25 protein-coding genes and 2 pseudogenes are annotated in these 18,116 nt (G+C 39.0%); 3 read left to right on the top strand and 24 right to left on the bottom strand.

The features are described from left to right. Positions 1-690 (bottom strand): HAD family hydrolase, encoded by a 690-nt coding sequence (locus QPK24_RS06515; protein ID WP_285747190.1) that lies wholly within the window; start codon positions 688-690, stop codon positions 1-3. Positions 691-775: 85 nt separating this feature from the next. On the opposite strand from QPK24_RS06515, the gene QPK24_RS06510 reads away from it, so the two are divergent. Next, positions 776-997: a hypothetical protein gene (locus tag QPK24_RS06510; protein WP_285747188.1), complete on the top strand. Its 222-nt coding sequence runs from the start codon at positions 776-778 to the stop codon at positions 995-997. An 18-nt stretch (positions 998-1,015) separates the two neighbouring features. Here QPK24_RS06510 and QPK24_RS06505 read toward each other — a convergent pair whose 3' ends face one another. The 5 genes from QPK24_RS06505 to QPK24_RS06485 all read right to left on the bottom strand — a co-directional run bounded on the left by QPK24_RS06505 (position 1,016) and on the right by QPK24_RS06485 (position 3,511). Further along, positions 1,016-1,216: a DUF4177 domain-containing protein gene (locus QPK24_RS06505; RefSeq protein WP_285747186.1), complete on the bottom strand. Its 201-nt coding sequence runs from the start codon at positions 1,214-1,216 to the stop codon at positions 1,016-1,018. Positions 1,217-1,231: 15 nt separating this feature from the next. Further along, positions 1,232-1,723: a DinB family protein gene (locus QPK24_RS06500; protein WP_285747184.1), complete on the bottom strand. Its 492-nt coding sequence runs from the start codon at positions 1,721-1,723 to the stop codon at positions 1,232-1,234. Between the two features lie 64 nt (positions 1,724-1,787). After that, on the bottom strand, positions 1,788-2,165 hold the full coding sequence (locus tag QPK24_RS06495) for a hypothetical protein (protein ID WP_285747182.1): 378 nt from the start codon (positions 2,163-2,165) through the stop codon (positions 1,788-1,790). A 153-nt stretch (positions 2,166-2,318) separates the two neighbouring features. Beyond that, positions 2,319-2,972, bottom strand: coding sequence for a hypothetical protein (locus QPK24_RS06490; protein ID WP_285747180.1), 654 nt, complete (start codon positions 2,970-2,972; stop codon positions 2,319-2,321). A 107-nt stretch (positions 2,973-3,079) separates the two neighbouring features. Continuing rightward, positions 3,080-3,511 carry an NUDIX domain-containing protein gene (locus tag QPK24_RS06485; RefSeq protein ID WP_285747178.1) on the bottom strand — a complete coding sequence of 144 codons (432 nt, stop codon included), beginning with the start codon at positions 3,509-3,511 and terminating at the stop codon, positions 3,080-3,082. 170 nt (positions 3,512-3,681) lie between these two features. Between QPK24_RS06485 and QPK24_RS06480 the strand changes: the two genes are divergently transcribed. Further along, a complete protein-coding gene (locus QPK24_RS06480; RefSeq protein WP_285747176.1) occupies positions 3,682-4,182 on the top strand; it encodes a DUF2798 domain-containing protein in 501 nt (166 codons plus the stop codon). A gap of 118 nt (positions 4,183-4,300) precedes the next feature. On the opposite strand, the gene QPK24_RS06475 is transcribed toward QPK24_RS06480, so the two are convergent. From QPK24_RS06475 to QPK24_RS06430, 10 genes and pseudogenes are all read right to left on the bottom strand, one after another. Next, the gene (locus QPK24_RS06475) at positions 4,301-5,449 is read right to left on the bottom strand and encodes a YsnF/AvaK domain-containing protein (protein ID WP_285747175.1); all 1,149 of its coding nucleotides are present in this window, start codon (positions 5,447-5,449) and stop codon (positions 4,301-4,303) included. A gap of 257 nt (positions 5,450-5,706) precedes the next feature. Beyond that, positions 5,707-6,225 (bottom strand): DinB family protein, encoded by a 519-nt coding sequence (locus QPK24_RS06470; RefSeq protein ID WP_285749142.1) that lies wholly within the window; start codon positions 6,223-6,225, stop codon positions 5,707-5,709. Positions 6,226-6,256: 31 nt separating this feature from the next. After that, positions 6,257-6,547: pseudogene (locus tag QPK24_RS06465) on the bottom strand (GNAT family N-acetyltransferase); the annotation flags it as partial. A 12-nt stretch (positions 6,548-6,559) separates the two neighbouring features. After that, entirely contained in the window at positions 6,560-7,042 is a 483-nt protein-coding gene (locus QPK24_RS06460) for a GNAT family N-acetyltransferase (RefSeq protein ID WP_285747173.1), read from the bottom strand. A gap of 52 nt (positions 7,043-7,094) precedes the next feature. Next, positions 7,095-7,529: a hypothetical protein gene (locus tag QPK24_RS06455; RefSeq protein ID WP_285747172.1), complete on the bottom strand. Its 435-nt coding sequence runs from the start codon at positions 7,527-7,529 to the stop codon at positions 7,095-7,097. Between the two features lie 161 nt (positions 7,530-7,690). After that, the gene (locus tag QPK24_RS06450) at positions 7,691-8,311 is read right to left on the bottom strand and encodes an NUDIX hydrolase (RefSeq protein WP_285747171.1); all 621 of its coding nucleotides are present in this window, start codon (positions 8,309-8,311) and stop codon (positions 7,691-7,693) included. After that, positions 8,299-9,078 (bottom strand): aminoglycoside adenylyltransferase domain-containing protein, encoded by a 780-nt coding sequence (locus QPK24_RS06445; protein ID WP_285747170.1) that lies wholly within the window; start codon positions 9,076-9,078, stop codon positions 8,299-8,301. Before QPK24_RS06445 ends, QPK24_RS06450 begins: the two co-directional genes overlap by 13 nt. A gap of 152 nt (positions 9,079-9,230) precedes the next feature. Next, a complete protein-coding gene (cysK, locus tag QPK24_RS06440) occupies positions 9,231-10,169 on the bottom strand; it encodes a cysteine synthase A (RefSeq protein ID WP_285747168.1) in 939 nt (312 codons plus the stop codon). A gap of 39 nt (positions 10,170-10,208) precedes the next feature. Beyond that, the gene (locus tag QPK24_RS06435; RefSeq protein ID WP_285747167.1) at positions 10,209-10,610 is read right to left on the bottom strand and encodes an NUDIX hydrolase; all 402 of its coding nucleotides are present in this window, start codon (positions 10,608-10,610) and stop codon (positions 10,209-10,211) included. Between the two features lie 109 nt (positions 10,611-10,719). After that, on the bottom strand, positions 10,720-11,739 hold the full coding sequence (locus QPK24_RS06430) for a GNAT family N-acetyltransferase (protein ID WP_285747165.1): 1,020 nt from the start codon (positions 11,737-11,739) through the stop codon (positions 10,720-10,722). Between the two features lie 88 nt (positions 11,740-11,827). Here QPK24_RS06430 and QPK24_RS06425 point away from each other — a divergent pair, with 88 nt between their 5' ends. Next, complete coding sequence (locus tag QPK24_RS06425) at positions 11,828-11,971, top strand: hypothetical protein (protein WP_201450690.1); 144 nt, start codon at positions 11,828-11,830, stop codon at positions 11,969-11,971. Between the two features lie 4 nt (positions 11,972-11,975). Here QPK24_RS06425 and QPK24_RS06420 read toward each other — a convergent pair. From QPK24_RS06420 to QPK24_RS06385, 8 genes and pseudogenes are all read right to left on the bottom strand, one after another. Then, a pseudogene (locus QPK24_RS06420) lies at positions 11,976-12,559 on the bottom strand (HAD-IA family hydrolase). A gap of 51 nt (positions 12,560-12,610) precedes the next feature. Continuing rightward, positions 12,611-12,937: a hypothetical protein gene (locus QPK24_RS06415; protein WP_285747161.1), complete on the bottom strand. Its 327-nt coding sequence runs from the start codon at positions 12,935-12,937 to the stop codon at positions 12,611-12,613. A 190-nt stretch (positions 12,938-13,127) separates the two neighbouring features. Beyond that, entirely contained in the window at positions 13,128-14,507 is a 1,380-nt protein-coding gene (gdhA, locus tag QPK24_RS06410) for an NADP-specific glutamate dehydrogenase (RefSeq protein ID WP_285749140.1), read from the bottom strand. 201 nt (positions 14,508-14,708) lie between these two features. Further along, positions 14,709-15,221, bottom strand: coding sequence for a GNAT family N-acetyltransferase (locus QPK24_RS06405; protein ID WP_285747159.1), 513 nt, complete (start codon positions 15,219-15,221; stop codon positions 14,709-14,711). 22 nt (positions 15,222-15,243) lie between these two features. Beyond that, the gene (locus QPK24_RS06400; protein WP_285747158.1) at positions 15,244-16,242 is read right to left on the bottom strand and encodes an ROK family protein; all 999 of its coding nucleotides are present in this window, start codon (positions 16,240-16,242) and stop codon (positions 15,244-15,246) included. Positions 16,243-16,305: 63 nt separating this feature from the next. Next, positions 16,306-16,761: a RidA family protein gene (locus QPK24_RS06395; RefSeq protein WP_285747156.1), complete on the bottom strand. Its 456-nt coding sequence runs from the start codon at positions 16,759-16,761 to the stop codon at positions 16,306-16,308. Then, entirely contained in the window at positions 16,745-17,428 is a 684-nt protein-coding gene (locus QPK24_RS06390; RefSeq protein ID WP_285747154.1) for a zinc dependent phospholipase C family protein, read from the bottom strand. The genes QPK24_RS06395 and QPK24_RS06390 overlap by 17 nt, the downstream gene beginning before the upstream one ends. A 36-nt stretch (positions 17,429-17,464) precedes the next feature. Continuing rightward, positions 17,465-18,100, bottom strand: a complete 636-nt coding sequence (locus QPK24_RS06385; RefSeq protein ID WP_285747152.1) for a hypothetical protein — start codon at positions 18,098-18,100, stop codon at positions 17,465-17,467. Between the last annotated feature and the right edge of the window lie 16 nt (positions 18,101-18,116).

The raw sequence follows: 18,116 nt of genomic DNA, 5'->3' as shown, positions 1-18,116 counted from the left end.
TTATGATAAAGACTCCAAGTTTATTTCACTTAAATTACGATAGATGTAATCTGGTTTATAGTGATCCGGCAGCTTTCTACCAAGCCTATTGATCCAGATTGCTTTGATGCCAAGACGCTGAGCACCCTCAATATCACTCGCAAGAGAATCCCCTATATGGATCACTTCATGTGCTGTACATCCACTTCTGCGCAGTCCCTCTTCAAATAATTCACTTCTTGGTTTGTAAGATCTCACATCTTCACTTGTTATTACGTCCGTTACCGAAATCCCATGAAAGCTTAAGGCAGACATTATATCGTTCCTATCAATATTGGATAGAATGTAGATAGGGTTTCCAGCGATCGATTCCAAAAAAGGGAGAGTATCCTCGTATAATCGAGGCTGAATCCAGTGATTAAACTGAGTTTGAATGATATCTTCTGCTATACAAGATGATTTGAAATGCCGAACTGTATCTGTTAAAGATTGAATACCGATCTCCCTTTGCGTGAGAAACGAGTCACCATAACTTTCTCTCGACAGGTCAAAAAAAGCGGTGGACCAATACTTCCCAATATGGTTTGTCTCTAGATTTTCTATATGATCCGAGCTGTAGCGTTTCACTTCATCATAAATCAGTGGCAAAATATCATCATCTTCATGTACTAATGTGCCATAGAAATCGAGAAACACCGCTTTGAATTTCATCTATTAGCCCCCTGATTGGAAATTTTTTATCGCAAGGCAAAGAAAAATATTCTATAATTGGATAAAAAAAGACGAGGTGAGATTAATGAGACTTGAGGATTATGCTCCAGTGATCGTTATCGCTGAGTTATTTTTTCTGCTGGCAGCCTGTATCTGCTTTCCTTTCTGGCTCTATGCGAAGAAAGAGAAGAACGTGAAATTATTTCGTAATTTAATGATCTTATTTGTTGTTCTTCTACTTCTCGGCGCTCCTTTGTACTACCAGGTGCACGATCAGATTATATCAATAGAGACAATCTCCGATTAAGTGAGTTCGCTTTGCTGCTTATAACTGTCTTCTTCTTTTAAAGACGACAATCACATCCTTTGATGCACCTTGCGAAATACTTGTATCAAAACAGGATACGATTTCCCAGCCATCCAGTCCATATTCATTTAGTTCCTGTTCGAACTCCTCCGTATCTACTTTCCCTCCCAAGAACCCACCTGTTTTATATTTCATCGTTTTGTATTCCCATTGTTCCATCTTCGTTTTCACCTCTCATTTTTGCTGAACTGCAATTAGATTCTTACCTATAACATTAGGAGAAACGGGATTCTTCTGAATTCCTTTTTCTCTTGCCCAAACAGATAGCTGTCCCATATGGTGAATCTGATGTGCAATAATATGGCGCATTACTTCACCCCAAGCATCCATATCAAAACTGCCATCACGCCTATAATCGTAAAATACTCGGGACTCCATCGAATTGTCCCATGCAGCAACGAATGCTTCCACTTCAGGTTTGAATCGCTGATCAAGCTCTCTTACCTTCTGAAGCGAAGCATATTCATCAAAATTCTCTAGATCATCAGGTTTACCTTGCAGTCTTCGAATCCAGCTCCACTCTACATCTACGATATGAAAAAGGGTCTGTAAAATGCTTCCGACTCCTCCCGTTCGTGGACGCAATAATTCCTCTTCCGGGAGATCCTTACACCACTCGTACCACTGTTCTCTTACAATCCAGTTATATCTGAAAAAAGTTTGCATTCCCTTCCCCTTTCAGATTTGTTTATTGTTTTCTAGCTTCCGTTTCTAAAGCTGTATGTACTCTTTACCAGTTCGTATACCGCGGCTCAGCAGAGAACAATTTGTCAGCAACCATATTCCCTTCCTTATCAAAACCTCTTATGGTCCAACCTTCTTGTGTATATTCATCCATGACAAACAGCGCGTAACCATCCTTCACTTCTTCGACAAGATACTTGTCAGGATGAGCTTCGATGTCCTTCATACTGATCTCATAGGGTTCATTGTAGATCTTCTTGTGATATCCAAGTGAGACTGAGACAATATGGGAGTTAAGATTTACTTTAACACCGACAACATAGCTGTCGTCTTCTTTTACGTTGTTTTCGAATCCTACCGCCTGAAAAGGCAGATCTTGATCAGGGAATTTTCTTTCCGCCTGACCACCAAATTCATAAAACACACCTATTTTTTCTCTAAGTTTAACAGCCCCGAACGTAATTTCTGGAGGATCAAATAAGTTTTTTCCATTAGTCCACCAAGAAATAAAATACCTCCTGCTACAATCTTTTTCATCGTGGTTCTCCTCCATTCATAGGTAAGATAGACCGTAAGTTCACCCTTGAATCGTCCGTTTTTCTAACGCTTCCCAAGCTTTGAGAAGTTCTTTAGCTTCATCCGCTGTTTTTTTAATAAAGTCATGAACCCTTTCTTCTGTAAAATAAATCAGCTCAATTCCCGGTTCATTCTTCGGATTCCTTAGCCACTCCAGCTTCATATCACGATACGTTTCTACTTCTTCCGCACTCACAAAAGGGGCCACCTCAAACCCTTTAGCTGTCTCAAATTGGGTAAGAATGTTATCAATCCGGTAGCTGCTCCGTAGAAGATGATACTCCAGCTGACTTACTTCTTCGTTGTATATCTTTCGAATCTTCACCGCGTCCTTCTGAACCTTGCGCTCAAAGTCAGCATAAAGTGTTGCCGTCCATCGTTCATCGGTAAAGATATGTATGAAATATCCTGCTATGTATGCTTTCCACGCCGGATCTTCACTTAGATCAATATACTTCAGGTACTTACTAGTAAGCAGCACGGGATCAGCCAGGCGATCGTCCCTGACAAAGTGAGACTGCATTTTCTCTCTTCGTGTTGCCCCTTCCCTTGCATGAATTGCATCTGGTGCAATACTTCCCAGTAAGAAAGCAGAGGACACCTGCCCCTCATATATTTCGTTCGCTACTGCAAAATGGATCATTGGCCAAGGCATATCCGTAAGTCCCCTCTCATATCAGAATCGTTACGTCAAAAGTGCGATCTTTACAATAACCGTTCGAGTGCATAGTTCTCCCATCCAAATCAAAATCAGATTCTATTTCATAAAAGCTGTCTTCTTATTCCTTCTACAAACGGTGTCACTTCCAGTTCCATTAATTCTCCCTTATAAAACCATTTTGCTCCAAGAGAATCATGACCATCTCCACTTTCCTTCAAAATATAATTCTCATTCTTAATACGAACGCTGTAGATTATCCCGATATGATGCATTTCCTCTAACTGATTTTCTCTAAACGGATGAATAAGAGTATAGGAGGGAGCACTATGAATAACTGCTTCTATATCTTCAATCCCTGTCTCTTCTAGAAACTCTCTCTTCAGCGTAAACAAAGGCTCTTCGCCAAACTCAATGGATCCACCAAGGAGATCCCATTTCCCTTTATGCGGCCCTCTCGATTTTTGAACGAGTAAGATCTGTTCATCTTTGACGAGAATGCCATATACACCAAGGTGGGTATATTGATCCATCATTCACACCTTCTTCTCTAGGATTAAAAACGAGTCCGATCTCCATAGATTCACTGTACTAAGAAAGAAAATTTATAAATTCTGTATCAAAGTTCACAAAATGTTCACTTACTAAGAAATTTTTATGTCACTATACTAAAGCTTATCTGCAAAACGAAAGGAAGAAAAAGAAATTGCCTAGTAACAAAAAAGAAGGAATTATTTTTGGATTAATGATGTGTTTTGGAATGGTATGTGTCATGTTCTTTTACAATATGTATTTGAATGGACTGTTAACCACACTACCTATTTCTGGTATTTTATCACAGTTTGCCTTAACATTTGTAATTGCTTTTTTAGTAGAATCGTTTATTGTTGGACCTAGTGCTCGAAAAGCCGCGTTTTCCTTGCCATTTGATAAATCCAAGTCGCTATATGTCATTCTTGCTACATCTACTTGTATGGTTATAGGTATGGTCCTCTGCATGTCAGTATACGGTCTTATTACATCCATGATCATGAATGGTATCGAAGGTTCGATCCTTGCAAACTATGGACGGACGGTTCTCAAAAATGTTATTGTTGCCTATCCTGCTCAATTACTATTGATAGGTCCTTTGGTAAGGTTCCTATTCGTGAAATTCGTTAAAGAAGAACCCGTAGTCAACTTAAGTACATCGAACAGCTCCTTGTGAATATAGTTCTCTTTCTAGGATTGTAGATTGTAACCTTATTTCTACAGAAATAAACCCGATGAGTATGAGACTCATCGGGTTTATTTTATTCGGTTTATTTTCGTTCATTGTACCAAGATTAGCGTCTTGGACGGTTAACTGCAGTATCATTTACAGTACCACGGTTAAGTCCATCACGTGCAGTCGTAGCATCCACATCTGCATTCACAGCGGGTTCACCTTCACGGGAAATGCGAGCTTCTTCACGTTTTACTGTATCTTGAACTTGTTCCGTATTTTGAACCGTTTCTTTGTGAACTTCCACTTCGCCTGTTACTACATTACGTTTATTAACTTCTACTTGCTCTTCACTTACAGGAATACGAATGCTTTCATCTTTACCGATTGGTTCGTTTGTTGCATTATCATGAACGGCTTTGCGTTCAATTACAACTTCTTCATGACTTACAGGAACATCAATCGTTTTTTGTTCTTCAACTACTTCTTTGTGAACTTCTACTTCGCCAACTTTAGCCTTATTTTTAGATACATCCAGTTGTTCTTCACGCAGACGCATTGTCTTTTCATCTTCACCGGAATCAAAACGGCCATTGCCAACATTCTCAGGAGTTACTTTACGATCTAAATCCGTTGCTGTTCTACGGTCCGCATTTGCAGCTGCTGTATCAGGAGTAGACGTTACGGAAGAATTACGAACTCCTTGTTGATTTCTATTAAAAAGGTGTGCATTTGTCGCATTATTATTACGGAAGATATCGTGTACACTATTTCTAGTGTCTGCTTTGTCTTCTACGAGTACCAAGATTTGTCCTTCTTTTACGTTAGACTCATATTCTTTCGCTTCGTCTTCTGGAATACCCAGACCAATCAAGCCTCCAACCAGTCCGCCGGCACCTGCTCCAACTGCAGTTCCTGTAAGTGTAACTGCAATTGGACCAGCTACCATGATCGGACCGAATACGGGAATAGCCATAAGTCCTAATCCAGCTAATAGACCAGCGATACCGCCAACCAGTCCACCTGCTGTTGCACCAGTTGCTACACCCTCAGGTGCTTTTGTTCCTGTCTCGTCACTAATTGCTTTCATATCTTTTTTATCTTTCGCAATTACTGAAATGTCATCAACGCTATAACCTTTCGCTTTCAGCTGCTCAATAGCTCGGCTAGCTTCTTCTTCAGTTCTGAATGAACCTACGATTCTTTCATTTGCATGTACCTTGTCTGTTTTCTTTACATCTTCCAAATGGTTTGTGTTTTTGTTTAACATAATAATTTCCTCCTTGAGATTCTCTCTTTTTTTGTTTTAGTAATTCGTATTTTTTGTTTTTTTGATTTCTTAGTGACGCTTGCTTGTTCTAGATTTAAACACCTTAAAAAATTTTAAAACATTTTACTTGACATTATTAAAATAACGTTATGTATGATTTGATAATTTTTAACTTTTTCTACTCCAAATCCAAAGCATATAAAAAAGTTGATTTCACAGAGGAGACGGCTGCAAAATCAACTTTTATTTATATCAGTTTACTTATCCATTCTCTTTCGTATCATTCGAATCTGCCCTCGGTGATTGATCTCATCTTCAAACACATGAAACCACATAAAATAATAATTGGCTTGCTGCTGAGCCCAAAACTCTTCTTCTGTGTAGAGCCATTCATCATTTACCGTTCTAAATAATTCATAAGTTCGATGTCTCACTGCTTCTAATTGCTCGGTATAATAGCTTAGTTCATTTCCTTTAATCTTTTCTCGCCCTTCTTCCCCAAGGCTTAAGGCAACACCCCAGATCGCTATTTCTTCCTCATTCAATTCCCGTTTCTCAAACGTTCCCACCTGGTAAGCATATTCCACTGCTGCAAAATGCATCAACAGCGCACCTATTGAATTACTGTTAGAGTCCATTAAAAAATCTAACTCTTGTACAGTTAAATCCTTCACCTCTTCTAAAGTGGTAAATCTCGCATAGTTCATCATCGAAAGTAGACGGCTGACCTGAGGGGTAAACCCCGGAATATCAGTAATAAGAAAAATCTGATTCATGTCTATCAATTAGATGACCTCCATTATTTTATTAGGGAATGTTATACCAGACAATTGGATAGTCGAACGAAAGAGACATTCCCATCTTTTTCGCAAGACGGTTTGAGCCTATATTCTCAGGCATGCAATCCCAGTAAGGATCTACTCCCTTACGTTTGCACTCTTCTATGAATGCGTAAGCAACTGCTGTGCCCACATGTTGATTCCTATATTCTGTTAGTGTTTCTATATCTACCGCATGCACGCGGTCCACTACGAAAGCAGAAAAACATAGACCAACGATTTTATTCTTATGTTCAGCCATATAGCCAATACCGTATTGTAAAAACTTCTCCTAGGAATCCCAGAAACGTGTAATCTTTTGCTTCAGAAATTTTTGGTTTTCATATTTGCTAGATTCAAATAAATCTCTATCCAATCTTAGGATCATTGTATCCTCTAGATGCTTACTGATTGGTTCATCTGAATTGAAATCATTAATTTTGTACACATATTGATTGTCACTAAATAGACTTCGCTGTCTAAATATCATTTGCAGTGCTTCTGCCCAGAGATCATTTTCCACACTTATTTCCACAGCATCAATACTCAGCTTTTTGAGTCTAGGTTCAATCTCATTGATCATGTAAGTTTCTAGTCCAGTTATGAAAGACTCACTATGTGGATCGCCAGCAATATGAAATCCGGATTGACCTTGAACCCACACAATCGTCGCAGTAATCGCCGTCTCGTGATCTACATAAACGAAACCGGGATTCATCCCATTCACTACTGCCCGAGCTTCTATATTTCTACACTGATCCATCATCGGTTTCACCTTATAAAACTCATGTATCTCTAGTTCCGTTATCATAAGATCACCAGCCATTCTAATGAGTACTTTGTTTAAGTAATTTATTTAATTTTTCAGAAAAGCTGTCCCAATCGCCACTAAAGCTAATGTTCATTCCCCAACCTGCTTTGGGGAGATTGCTTGCTAGTACTTCTATCTTTTTTCTATCTGCAGAACTTAGAATAGTATTAGGAACACCTGTATAATCAGGATATTTGGATACATAGTTATAAAGAATAGAAAGCTCTCTTTCTTGTTCTTTTGTTAACCTTCCTAAGCTTTGACCTAGTTTCGTGAACGAATTTAATTCTTCTCTGATATCTTCCATTTTCTCTAAAACAACGTTATCATCATTCCAACCTTGTTCCATTTGATAATGAATTGTGCTCTCTAATTCCACCAAATCGGTTTGAACTTGAAAAGTATGGCTTGAAATTGCATCATCGATTCTGTTGTTTTTCGTTATCAACATCGTAATTAATATCATATTCAGCAACAAAGATATGGCCGCGATAAATGTAATGTATTTAACTTTTTGAATATTGATTTGATTACTCCTCTCTAAATCGTTGAAATTCAGAAGATGCCTAGTAACTCATATAGTTTCGTTTTATATTGGTTCTCTTATCTTCGTCAGTCGAATATCACTTCACTATTCGCTTGTAAACCTTTTTCAAACATGAGTTGGACCTGACCATATGTATTTCTCTCCTCTGAGAGCTGTGGTAGATTAGACCGATCAAAGAAATTCACTTCACTGGTTTCCATTCCTTCCATCGCACTTCCGCCAATGATGTCGCAACATATAAATATTTTGTACACATGGTAAGGAGAAGGGGCATGGTGATGCTTATTTTTATCCAATACAGCAAGTAACCGCCGAGGTACGACATCAAATCCCGATTCTTCTTTTACTTCTTTCACTACAATTTCCCGTGGAGATAACCCGATATCTGCCCATCCCCCAGGAAGTGCCCACGCACCATCTGCTTTTTCTTTAACGAGAAGTATTTTATTGTCCTGGAAAATAACACCCCTGACATCCACCTTTGGAGTGGCATACCCGGTCTCACTTGCGAACAAATCGGTAATCTGATTTGAATCGACTTTCGTATATGTATTTAATATTTCAACGCTTAAGCTTCTCAGCTGCTCGTATCTCTCAATATCATAAATATCTTTACCATACGCGAGACCATTCTGACTGATTGCCTGGATCTGTTTTGCCCATGTAAGCCATTTTACCTCTTCCATTCGTTAACACTCCCCACGTTATCGATTTCATCTAACATATAAGAAGCAAACTCAAGTAAAAGCTGGTCATCCTGCTTAAACGTATCCTCTTTACCTTGATATGCAGCAAGACAGTCATGTATGATAGCTGCATATTTCATAGGTACAACCTCGGCAGCCCATTCTCCGCCCTCTTTTTTGGAAGACACAATCTCTTCTTTGAGAAAGAATAATACTCTGCATAAATTCAATACAAAGTACACCGGATTCTCAGTAATCCCTTCTGGCGCATCCTTTACATCAGATTGAATCGATGCGATAAAGTAGGATCTATCAATCGCGGAAAAAACTTCTTTAATGGGTTCTCCATAAAGTACAATCCCCCGATGATAGGTAACTACGAAATGAGCTGCTAAGTCCGTATCTTCGTAACCACCACATAGATAATCGGGGTCCGATTTATATTTCTCCTGATGTGCTAAAGAATAATGAAATTCAAACGGAGTAGGATATACGAATTCATCTGTATATTTTTTGAGCACTACACTTAACTCTATGCCTTTTGTCAGATGCAGCTTTTCCTCCATCCGAATAAGTCCGGCTGCTATTCTCTTATATGTATCTCTGGATTGTTTCGACGTAACGACCACTAAGATGTCTATATCGCTATGATCTGGATGAAAACATCCCATCGCCATTGAACCATGCAAGTATATGCCAGTAAGAGAATCTTGCAATTCTTCCTGAAAAAGATGAACAATGCCGTCTAAATTAATGGATCTATTCATTTCATTCTCCTTTACTTTCATTTACCATAATTATACATATGACTCTTGAGCATTGATAGACTTTCACTTGTTTTCTCCCATGGGATTAAGGACTGGGCATGAATCACTCAATAAAAAAGAGCAGCTACATTCAGCATGCAACTGCTCTACTTTTATACTTCTGCAAATAGACCGGGTACCGATAGATAACGCTCTCCGGTATCTGGGAGTAATACAACAATTTTTTTACCTTTATTTTCTGGTCTGTTTGCGACTTGTAGTGCGGCGAACGTCGCTGCTCCAGATGAAATACCTATTAGCAACCCTTCACTTCTCGCTAACTGCCGTGTTGTTTCATATGCATCTTCATTTTTCACTTGAATGATCTCGTCTACGACTGAACGATGAAAATTACCGGGTACAAATCCAGCACCAATCCCTTGAATTTTATGTAATCCCTTATTTCCGCCGGAAAGAACCGGTGAATCGAATGGTTCAACCGCAATAATTGTAACCGATGGATTTCTCTGCTTGAGAATTTCACCTACGCCTGAGATGGTTCCGCCTGTTCCTACCCCACTAATAAAAATATCCACTTCCCCGTCCGTATCTCTCCATATTTCTTCTGCTGTTGTCTGCCTGTGGATCTCAGGGTTAGCAGGATTCTGAAATTGCTGCGGAATATAGGAATTAGGAATCGTACCGGCAATTTCTTCAGCCTTTTTGATAGCTCCAGCCATCCCTTCTTGAGCAGGAGTGAGAACTAATTCGGCACCCAAAGCAGATAATAATTTTCGGCGTTCCATACTGAAACTTTCGGGAAGCGTAATCATTAACTTATATCCTAACGCTGCAGCCGCAAAAGCAAGCCCTACTCCTGTATTTCCGCTGGTCGGTTCTATAATGACTGTGTCTTTGTTAATAACGCCCTTCTCTTCCGCATCTTGAATCATTGCAAGTCCAATCCGGTCTTTTACACTGCCCGCAGGGTTAAAGTATTCTAATTTAGCAATAAGATTCGTCTCTAGATGATGATTCGAAGAAAAATTAACAAGTTCTAATAACGGTGTGTTACCAATTAAATCAGTAAGATTCTTTGCTATTTTTGCCACTTTGGTTCCTCCGTTCAATTTTCAAGTACACAAGATCGTTTATTCTGTAAACTCAATAAGAAAAGGGTGCTTCTCTTTATCTAATGCAAGATGAACTCTTTCTTTGAAATTCCCCCAGGTAATTAACTGATCTGCTTCTTCTAGTGAAAAATAGCCAACTTCGTCACTCTCTGTACTTGTCGTAAGTTCACCGCCAATCGGTTTGCCGGTGAAAATATGATTACATACGCCTCGTGTTATATTCTGATAGGTACCACAAAAATCAATCAATTCAATATCAATCCCTGTTTCTTCTTTCACTTCACGAATCGCTGCCTGACGTATAGACTCACCTTCTTCTACACATCCCTGAGGCATCTCCCAACCTCTGCGACCTTTCATCAGTAAAATCTGATTACTCTCATTCATTACAATGACACTTGCCGAAACGATGAACTTCATTTGATCATCCTTCCCGTCCTTTTATGATTCTCTATTAACAGTAATAGAACAATAAGAAACGTTCCTATCATGCTACCTTCACTTCTTTCTGATTCAAACTTGTTGTAGTTTACTTATAAAAATAAGTCATATGCTCTTCATCATACGCCTCGCCCATATACTCTAAAGCATTCTTTTCAATACCATATGACTCGAACCCTAGTCTCTTATAGAGTTCTACAGCGAATCTATTTACCGTGATCACACTGAGATTGATCTGCTTTAACTCTTCACTTTCTTTTCCTCGGTTTAATATCTCTTCCATGAGACTCTTGCCGATTCCTTTTCCTCGATAATCAGGCGTTACATACACTCCCCATACCATACCTTTATGTGTAAACTTCATTCCTCTTCCTTTTTTGAAACCTGCAATACCTACGATTTGATCGTCTTCTGTAAAAGCTCCTAAAATATACTCGTCATGCTCATTCTTGATCATTTTCACAACTTCACTGATTGGAATACCAACAGAATCTTCGTAAGAAGTTCCAAATGCCTCCGGGCTTACTCTTAATGATTCTAGTCTTATTCTCCAAAACTGTTCTGCTTGTTCTTCTATTATATTTTTGATGCAAATCTCTCGCTTGTTCAGTTTTTTAGTTAAATAAAGAGTAAGATCATCATTGATTGCAACGACATCTCCGTATTCAAGATACTCTTGACCATTATGTATTCCTCTGCCGTCGGGGATATAACCTCGTTTTGCATATAAGATTTGAGCATTTCCGTAATCCGTAAATAACCCTACCCCTATTCCGGCAAAATCAGACCGTTCTTTAATGATCTCCTCTGCTTTATCCATCAATTTAGAGCCAATGCCTAATCGGCGATACTTCATTAATACATTGAAATCATTAATCTCTGGAATCCTTCTTTCTCGAAATGATGGATAATACGAATCCCATAACACATTAACATATCCGGCAAAATCACCATCCACTTCTGCAACAATCGATACACGTTCACCACGTTTCTGTTCCTCCGAATATCTTACATATAAGTCTAAAGGCTTTTCCCAGCCTTGTTGTTTAAAAGCATTCGAAATGATCTCCGGATCTCTTTCGCACAGTTCTCGTAATTGGATATTCATTTACTCTTCCTCCATGCATCAATGTTTACAATGAACTCAGCGGTTTATTACATATATATAAAATCAAAACGAAGAGAGGTGTCATATCATGGCTAAATCAAGCGCAAATAAAGTTTCTTCTAAGAAATTGTCTAAGAAAGCATCGCATGTTTTGCAAAGTAACTCTGCTAGTAAAACCTCAAAATCCTTAGCAGGGTCTGTACTCGCTCAATCAGGATCTGATAGTAAATGATTTTCTATCCTCCAATATAATTTGGAGGTTTTTTATTTTGCTCAAAAAAGTTCTCATATGCCGACAAGTATACATCTGCACCCGGAGCACTGTTCTGAAACAGACATGTTTTTATTCCAATGGACTTCGCTGGGATGATATCAATCTCACGATCACCAATCACAAGATCAATCTTATATTTATGATGTAAATACATATACGATGCGGGATCAGGTTTTCTCGGATAACCATCATCTATAGCAACAATCTCTGTAAAGTAATCTCCCCAGCCGTAATAATTCAAAATATGTTCCACGTCTTTACGAGGTTTATGTGTCATGATTACATTTAGATCAGCAAACTTTACTACGTCCTCCACGAACGGAAAGGGCGGGGTATCTGCTGGGTGTACTGCTTTCTCCATGGCAAACAGTCTTTTTACCTGTTCCTCTGATAAATCGTAATACTGAACAGCATTGGTAAATGAAATTTTCAGGTGATTATGTATTTCTTTTTAGGGACCCCATGATCAAGAATCTCATAAAGAATTTCAGTATAAGCAGGGTATGTATTAAACAAGGTACCATCAAAATCCCAGAGGATATTCATCCTTATGAACTCCTTTCTTTGCTGTAATAGAAAGCTTTGATATTCAGCTCATTAGTCATATATCGTAAAAGATGACATATCAAAAAAGTGATTCAATACCCCAACTGCTTTTATGTCATACTCCTTATTTGGTTGAGAAAAAGTTTCTCTTACCTGCAAATATATCCTCGCATTTTTAATTTCGCTTGTATCACGATTAATCGCTCTATCTCCCATCTTGCATCCCGATTCCAAACCACTATGATCACAGATAATGCCTTGTTTACTTGAAAGCCATTCATTGTAATCCACTTCATCTGGAGCAGTTATAATGAAGAGGCTAATTATGAATCCAACGAATCCTAGAATCCAATTGAACTTACGATTCACACGTTTCATTCTCTTCCTCCCTTCGTACAGTTTTAGCGATAACCTCTATACTTCTTGACCTGTCTGTAAAAACCCTCTATCTAATCATTAAAATGGAAATTTCCATTCCGTTCACATGAAAATTTAGAATTAAAAACCGCCTTCCTATGGAAGACGGCTTTATTCTTAACCAGCTGATAACAGCTTTACTATCATTTTATTAGACAATTCCGTGAGCGAGCATTGCATCTGCTACTTTAAGGAAACCTGCAATGTTTGCCCCAGCAACCAGGTTACCTGAACAACCGTATTGTTCAGCTGCTTCAACGCTGCTGCTATAAATGTTACGCATGATCTCTTGCAGTCTGGTATCCACTTCTTCAAATGACCAGGACAAACGCATGCTGTTCTGTGACATTTCAAGTGCTGATACGGCTACACCGCCTGCATTAGCAGCTTTTGCCGGTCCAAACAAAACGCCATGCTCATGGAAAATATCAATCGCATCCAGCGTAGAAGGCATGTTAGCTCCTTCACCGATTGCTTTTACTCCATTTTTAACCAGCAAAATAGCAGAATGTTCATCAATCTCATTTTGTGTTGCACAAGGAAGTGCAATGTCACAAGGGATAGACCAGATTCCTTCGCAGCCTTCTGTATAAGTAGCATGAGGATGCTCTTTTACATACTCGCTGATCCGCAGACGTTCTACTTCTTTTAGATATTTCACTGTCTCAAGATTGATACCTTCTGGATCATATATATATCCACCGGAGTCACTGCAAGCCACTACCTTCGCACCCAGTTCTTGAGCTTTTTGAATCGCATAGATCGATACATTTCCGGAACCGGAGACAACAACCGTACTGCCTTCGAAGCTAAGATCTTTCGATTTCAACATCTCGTCAACAAAGTACACACATCCAAATCCAGTTGCTTCCTTCCGTGCAAGACTGCCGCCATACTGTAGTCCTTTACCCGTCAAGACACCGGATTCATGACTGCTTGTAAGTCGTTTGTATTGTCCAAACATATAACCAATTTCTCTTGCGCCTACACCGATGTCCCCTGCTGGAACGTCCGCATCTGAACCAATGTACTTATATAGTTCAGTCATAAAGCTTTGTGTAAAGCGCATAACTTCCATATCCGATTTTCCTTTTGGATCAAAATCAGAACCGCCTTTACCGCCGCCGATCGGCAGACCCGTCAATGCATTTTTAAAGATTTGTTCGAAGCCTAAGAACTTCACAATCCCTGCATACACGGAAGGATGGAAGCGCAGTCCACCTTTATACGGACCAATCGCACTGTTAAACTGAACACGGAATCCGCGGTTTACTTGTACCTTACCTTGATCGTCAACCCAAGGTACTTTGAAAGTAATAACACGTTCAGGTTCAACCAGCTGTTCAAGCAAGCTGTTTTCCCGGTACTTCGGATGAGCAGCGATAACGGGAATAAGAGAATCGAGGATTTCTTTTACCGCTTGGTGGAATTCAAACTCCTGTGGATTTCTTGCAACAACCGACTCATAAACGGAATGAACATACTCTGTAGCAACAAGCATGTTTTGATCTGTAATTTCTTTCGTTATCATGGACACTTTTTCGATGCACTCCTTTGTTGTATTAAAGTCTGTAGGCTTCTCTTTGTCAAAACGCATAAAAGTTTGTAGTTAAATATACAGGATAACAAAATAAAATACGAGATAAAAATCCATAAAATGTTTTTTATAACGTTATTAAAATGTTCTATAGTACTTATCATGTTACCTTATTACCGCTAAATCACTGCATTTTTACTGCTTTTCATACAGATTAGCGCTCCATCCTTCTCCATTTATCGTTCTTATATAATTAAAGCCATAATCTTGATAGTATGCATTTAGCTTGTTGTTAGCGGCCATGCAGTCCAGTCTTACAAAAGTTTTCCCTTTGGTTTTAATCTGCTGTTCCGCGGTTTTTAGGAGGGTATATCCAATTTTCTTTCCTATGTAATCTCTATTTACTGCAAATCGGTGAATATATCCTGAATCATTATTATCCAGTTCCCCCCAGATATACGGGTCTGACCATGTAATAATATAAGTTCCCACTGCTTCCGAATTTAGCTCAGCAATATAAACGTCAGAACCATTGGTTAGAAATTCTATAACTTGATCGACATTAAAAAACTCCGGGCGCCACTGGTATATTCCTTTCGAATTAAGCCACTTAGCTGAATTTTGCCACAGGTTTAGAATGATGGGTGCTTCTGATAATGAAGCGGATCTAATAACAATGGATGAATTAGATGTTTCTGACGTTTTCACTGCTTCTCCCCCTCATCACAAATCAGGTTTCTATTTCAATTCTATTGGAGAGCTTCTTGGTAATACGTTCATTTGCGTATACAGCTGCACCAATCATGCCTGCTTTTCCGCCCAACTGAGCTTCCTGAATCTTACATGCTTCGTTGGATAGCTTTAATGCATGCTTAGCAGTTGTCTCCCGAACAACATTCAGCAATCGATCTCCAGCAGCAGACATGCCCCCGCCGACAATAATCACTTCAGGATTGTATAAATTAATGACGTTAGAGAGGCCGAATCCTAAGATTCTCCCCGTCTCTTGCATCACATCCATTGCTGTTCTATCTCCCAAATCATACGCATCAGAAATCATTTTAGCCGTAATTTGGCTTTGATCTTCTTGAATCCATTCTTGAATAATACTTTGATGGCCATCATTCAGCCGTTCAATGAATGTATTCACCATGCCTACAGCCGAAACATATCTTCCGAGGCACCCAGAACTGCCACACTTGCAAGGGCGACCTTGTCTGTACATATTCATGTGGCCTATTTCCCCAGCACTTGAGGTCTTTCCATACAACACATTGCCCCCACTGATGATTCCTGACCCCAATCCGGTTCCTAAGGTAATTAACACAACATTATCGAATCCAATACCTGATCCAAATCGCCACTCACCATAAAGATTTACACGAACATCATTGTCGATAAAAGTGGGAATGCCAAAATAACGCTCCATCTCATTTACAACATGGATGTTCTCCCAGCCAGGAAAATTAGGGGAGAAGATCGAGAGTCCTTCATCCGGATTCAAGAGACCGGGGATGCCCATTCCCATACACTTTATGTCAGATTGCGATAAATTAGAGATTTTCAACATTTCAATGATGGTTTCTTTGATTCGATTTAGTACATGTGCAGGGCCATGAATTGCTTCCGTTTGAACGTTTTTTTCAACTACCGTTTTATATTTTTCATCAAAAATAGCTGCCTTGATGTTCGTACCACCAAGATCGATTCCGATCGTATTCTGACTCATGTGTTAGCTCCAATCTCTTCGGTTTATAAGTGTAATAGAACTTTCTAAGACTTCACGGGTTGTCTATTCTTCCACTTCAAATATAGAATCTACTATGATGGGAAGATTATCTCTTACCGATACAGCCCCTAATACAGACCTTGCGTGAACTCCTTTTTCTCCAAAGACCTCATACATGAGATCAGATGTCCCATTTAACACTTTATGGTGCTCTTCAAAGCCAGGTTCTGCGTTCACAAAACCTTGAATCTTCACAACACGTTTCACTTTGTCTAAACTGCCTAGTGCCTCTTTTAGTACAGCTAAAATCTCAATTCCTGTGGTTCTAGCGAACTCATATCCTTCTTCCGTTGTGTATGTAGAGCCAAGTTTACCTTTCGGCTGACCAGAGGGTCCTTTACCAGAAACAAACATGATTCCATTAACAATAACATAATTTGTATACTGAGCAGCAGGATGACTTGAAGCTGGCAAAGTTATATTCATTTCTTTTAGCTTCGTATCAATGGATTGTATCATATTCATCTCTCCTCCTATTTGTGCCTATACGGGCATCTAGTATCTCCATGATCCTAGACACGGTATGTTCTACAAATTGATCAACTTCACTTTCTGTGAGATAAATAAATTGATGATCAATCGGAACTGTATTTTCCAGATAAAACGATGTGATCCGTCTAATCTGCTCAGCCACTTGTCCTTTCGGGAAAATATCTAAATAATCCGGAAAGTCGGTAATATTTTGAAATGTAGTCCAGAAGAGTTGATCTTTGTTGTTATTTAAATACTGAAAGTCAATGCCATACCAATCCCCTTTAACTAAACTCCAATATTCAGGTGTACCTAGTATCTCTTGATATAATGGTTCTTTCTTTTTAGCTTGGTAACTTTTGCTCCACTCCTGATCGGTCACGAGATGAAGATAATAGCCCAGATAAAAAGATTGCTTTTTCGTATGAATATCTTTCTCATGATGAAGAAGGTACTGATTATAAAATAAGTCTGCGTCTATTTTTCTATCGATTTGAAAATGAGTTGCTTCTTTTGGTGGAATGAATCCTGCTCCCTCACGGTAAATCCCACAATCCGGACCAATATTCCCTACTAAAAATTCTTCTTTACTCACAGGTAACCCCAAGTCTATTAATCTCTCAGCAATTCTAAAATGAGTAACCCAAGTCGCCATGATTATGCCTCCATCATCCTATTTGTTTCACGCTTATTACCGAATCGGATAAATAAATTCGATAGGATCCTTCCTTAATTCTTCTTCAAAAAAGTAGTTATGATCTGCTCCTACTGTACATAGAATTCTTTTGTCCGGATATTTCTCGTACGTATTTCTCACTCTCTCAACCATAATCTGATTACGAATATTCCACCTGAGTTGATATGATCTTTCATTAAGATCCTTTAGCCATGCATATTTCTGTTTTGTTATCACATCAAATTCTTTGGAGTTAAATGGAATCTCTCCATGCAATGACGTTTGCAGCTGCTCTGTAAACCAATCTTTCTCCATTAATTCATAGATATTCTTCTGATCATCAGGCAAATTTACAAAAGGACCAAAATTATTCCATACATCTAGTTCAAACCAATCAATCGGGATAAATTGTATTTGTTTTTCTTCACATAATGGTAAGATCAGATCCCCGTATTCACTTGCCGGCTCTCCCCAATATCCCTTATCCGTGTTATCTTGCAGGTATCTCTTCCAACTAAGCGGATGAACTTCACCGCAGATCACATCCGGGGCAAAATCTAATATTGCTTCTTTATAAAGCGGTAATGTACAATGATATTCCTGTCTGAGCTCTTCATCATGAATCATTCCAAGTAATCCTACAGTAGCCATCCGTTTAAGCCCCCCT

Source organism: Paenibacillus polygoni (assembly GCF_030263935.1).
In the GTDB taxonomy this organism is placed as follows: domain Bacteria; phylum Bacillota; class Bacilli; order Paenibacillales; family Paenibacillaceae; genus Paenibacillus; species Paenibacillus polygoni.
The sequence above is the reverse complement of the archived record's forward strand: the minus strand, read 5'-3'. Positions and strand labels throughout refer to the sequence as shown.

Coding starts and splice junctions, on each gene's coding strand:
- QPK24_RS06515 (WP_285747190.1), bottom strand. CDS start 690: ATGAAATTCAAAGCGGTGTTTCTCGATTTCTATGGCACATTAGTACAT.
- QPK24_RS06395 (WP_285747156.1), bottom strand. CDS start 16,761: ATGATACAATCCATTGATACGAAGCTAAAAGAAATGAATATAACTTTG.
- gdhA (WP_285749140.1), bottom strand. CDS start 14,507: ATGATAACGAAAGAAATTACAGATCAAAACATGCTTGTTGCTACAGAG.
- QPK24_RS06430 (WP_285747165.1), bottom strand. CDS start 11,739: ATGAATATCCAATTACGAGAACTGTGCGAAAGAGATCCGGAGATCATT.
- QPK24_RS06510 (WP_285747188.1), top strand. CDS start 776: ATGAGACTTGAGGATTATGCTCCAGTGATCGTTATCGCTGAGTTATTT.
- QPK24_RS06385 (WP_285747152.1), bottom strand. CDS start 18,100: ATGGCTACTGTAGGATTACTTGGAATGATTCATGATGAAGAGCTCAGA.
- QPK24_RS06435 (WP_285747167.1), bottom strand. CDS start 10,610: ATGAAGTTCATCGTTTCGGCAAGTGTCATTGTAATGAATGAGAGTAAT.
- QPK24_RS06425 (WP_201450690.1), top strand. CDS start 11,828: ATGGCTAAATCAAGCGCAAATAAAGTTTCTTCTAAGAAATTGTCTAAG.
- QPK24_RS06415 (WP_285747161.1), bottom strand. CDS start 12,937: ATGAAACGTGTGAATCGTAAGTTCAATTGGATTCTAGGATTCGTTGGA.
- QPK24_RS06500 (WP_285747184.1), bottom strand. CDS start 1,723: ATGCAAACTTTTTTCAGATATAACTGGATTGTAAGAGAACAGTGGTAC.
- QPK24_RS06390 (WP_285747154.1), bottom strand. CDS start 17,428: ATGGCGACTTGGGTTACTCATTTTAGAATTGCTGAGAGATTAATAGAC.
- QPK24_RS06455 (WP_285747172.1), bottom strand. CDS start 7,529: ATGTTGATAACGAAAAACAACAGAATCGATGATGCAATTTCAAGCCAT.
- QPK24_RS06505 (WP_285747186.1), bottom strand. CDS start 1,216: ATGGAACAATGGGAATACAAAACGATGAAATATAAAACAGGTGGGTTC.
- QPK24_RS06470 (WP_285749142.1), bottom strand. CDS start 6,225: ATGAATCAGATTTTTCTTATTACTGATATTCCGGGGTTTACCCCTCAG.
- QPK24_RS06450 (WP_285747171.1), bottom strand. CDS start 8,311: ATGGAAGAGGTAAAATGGCTTACATGGGCAAAACAGATCCAGGCAATC.
- QPK24_RS06400 (WP_285747158.1), bottom strand. CDS start 16,242: ATGAGTCAGAATACGATCGGAATCGATCTTGGTGGTACGAACATCAAG.
- QPK24_RS06490 (WP_285747180.1), bottom strand. CDS start 2,972: ATGCCTTGGCCAATGATCCATTTTGCAGTAGCGAACGAAATATATGAG.
- QPK24_RS06485 (WP_285747178.1), bottom strand. CDS start 3,511: ATGATGGATCAATATACCCACCTTGGTGTATATGGCATTCTCGTCAAA.
- QPK24_RS06475 (WP_285747175.1), bottom strand. CDS start 5,449: ATGTTAAACAAAAACACAAACCATTTGGAAGATGTAAAGAAAACAGAC.
- QPK24_RS06445 (WP_285747170.1), bottom strand. CDS start 9,078: ATGAATAGATCCATTAATTTAGACGGCATTGTTCATCTTTTTCAGGAA.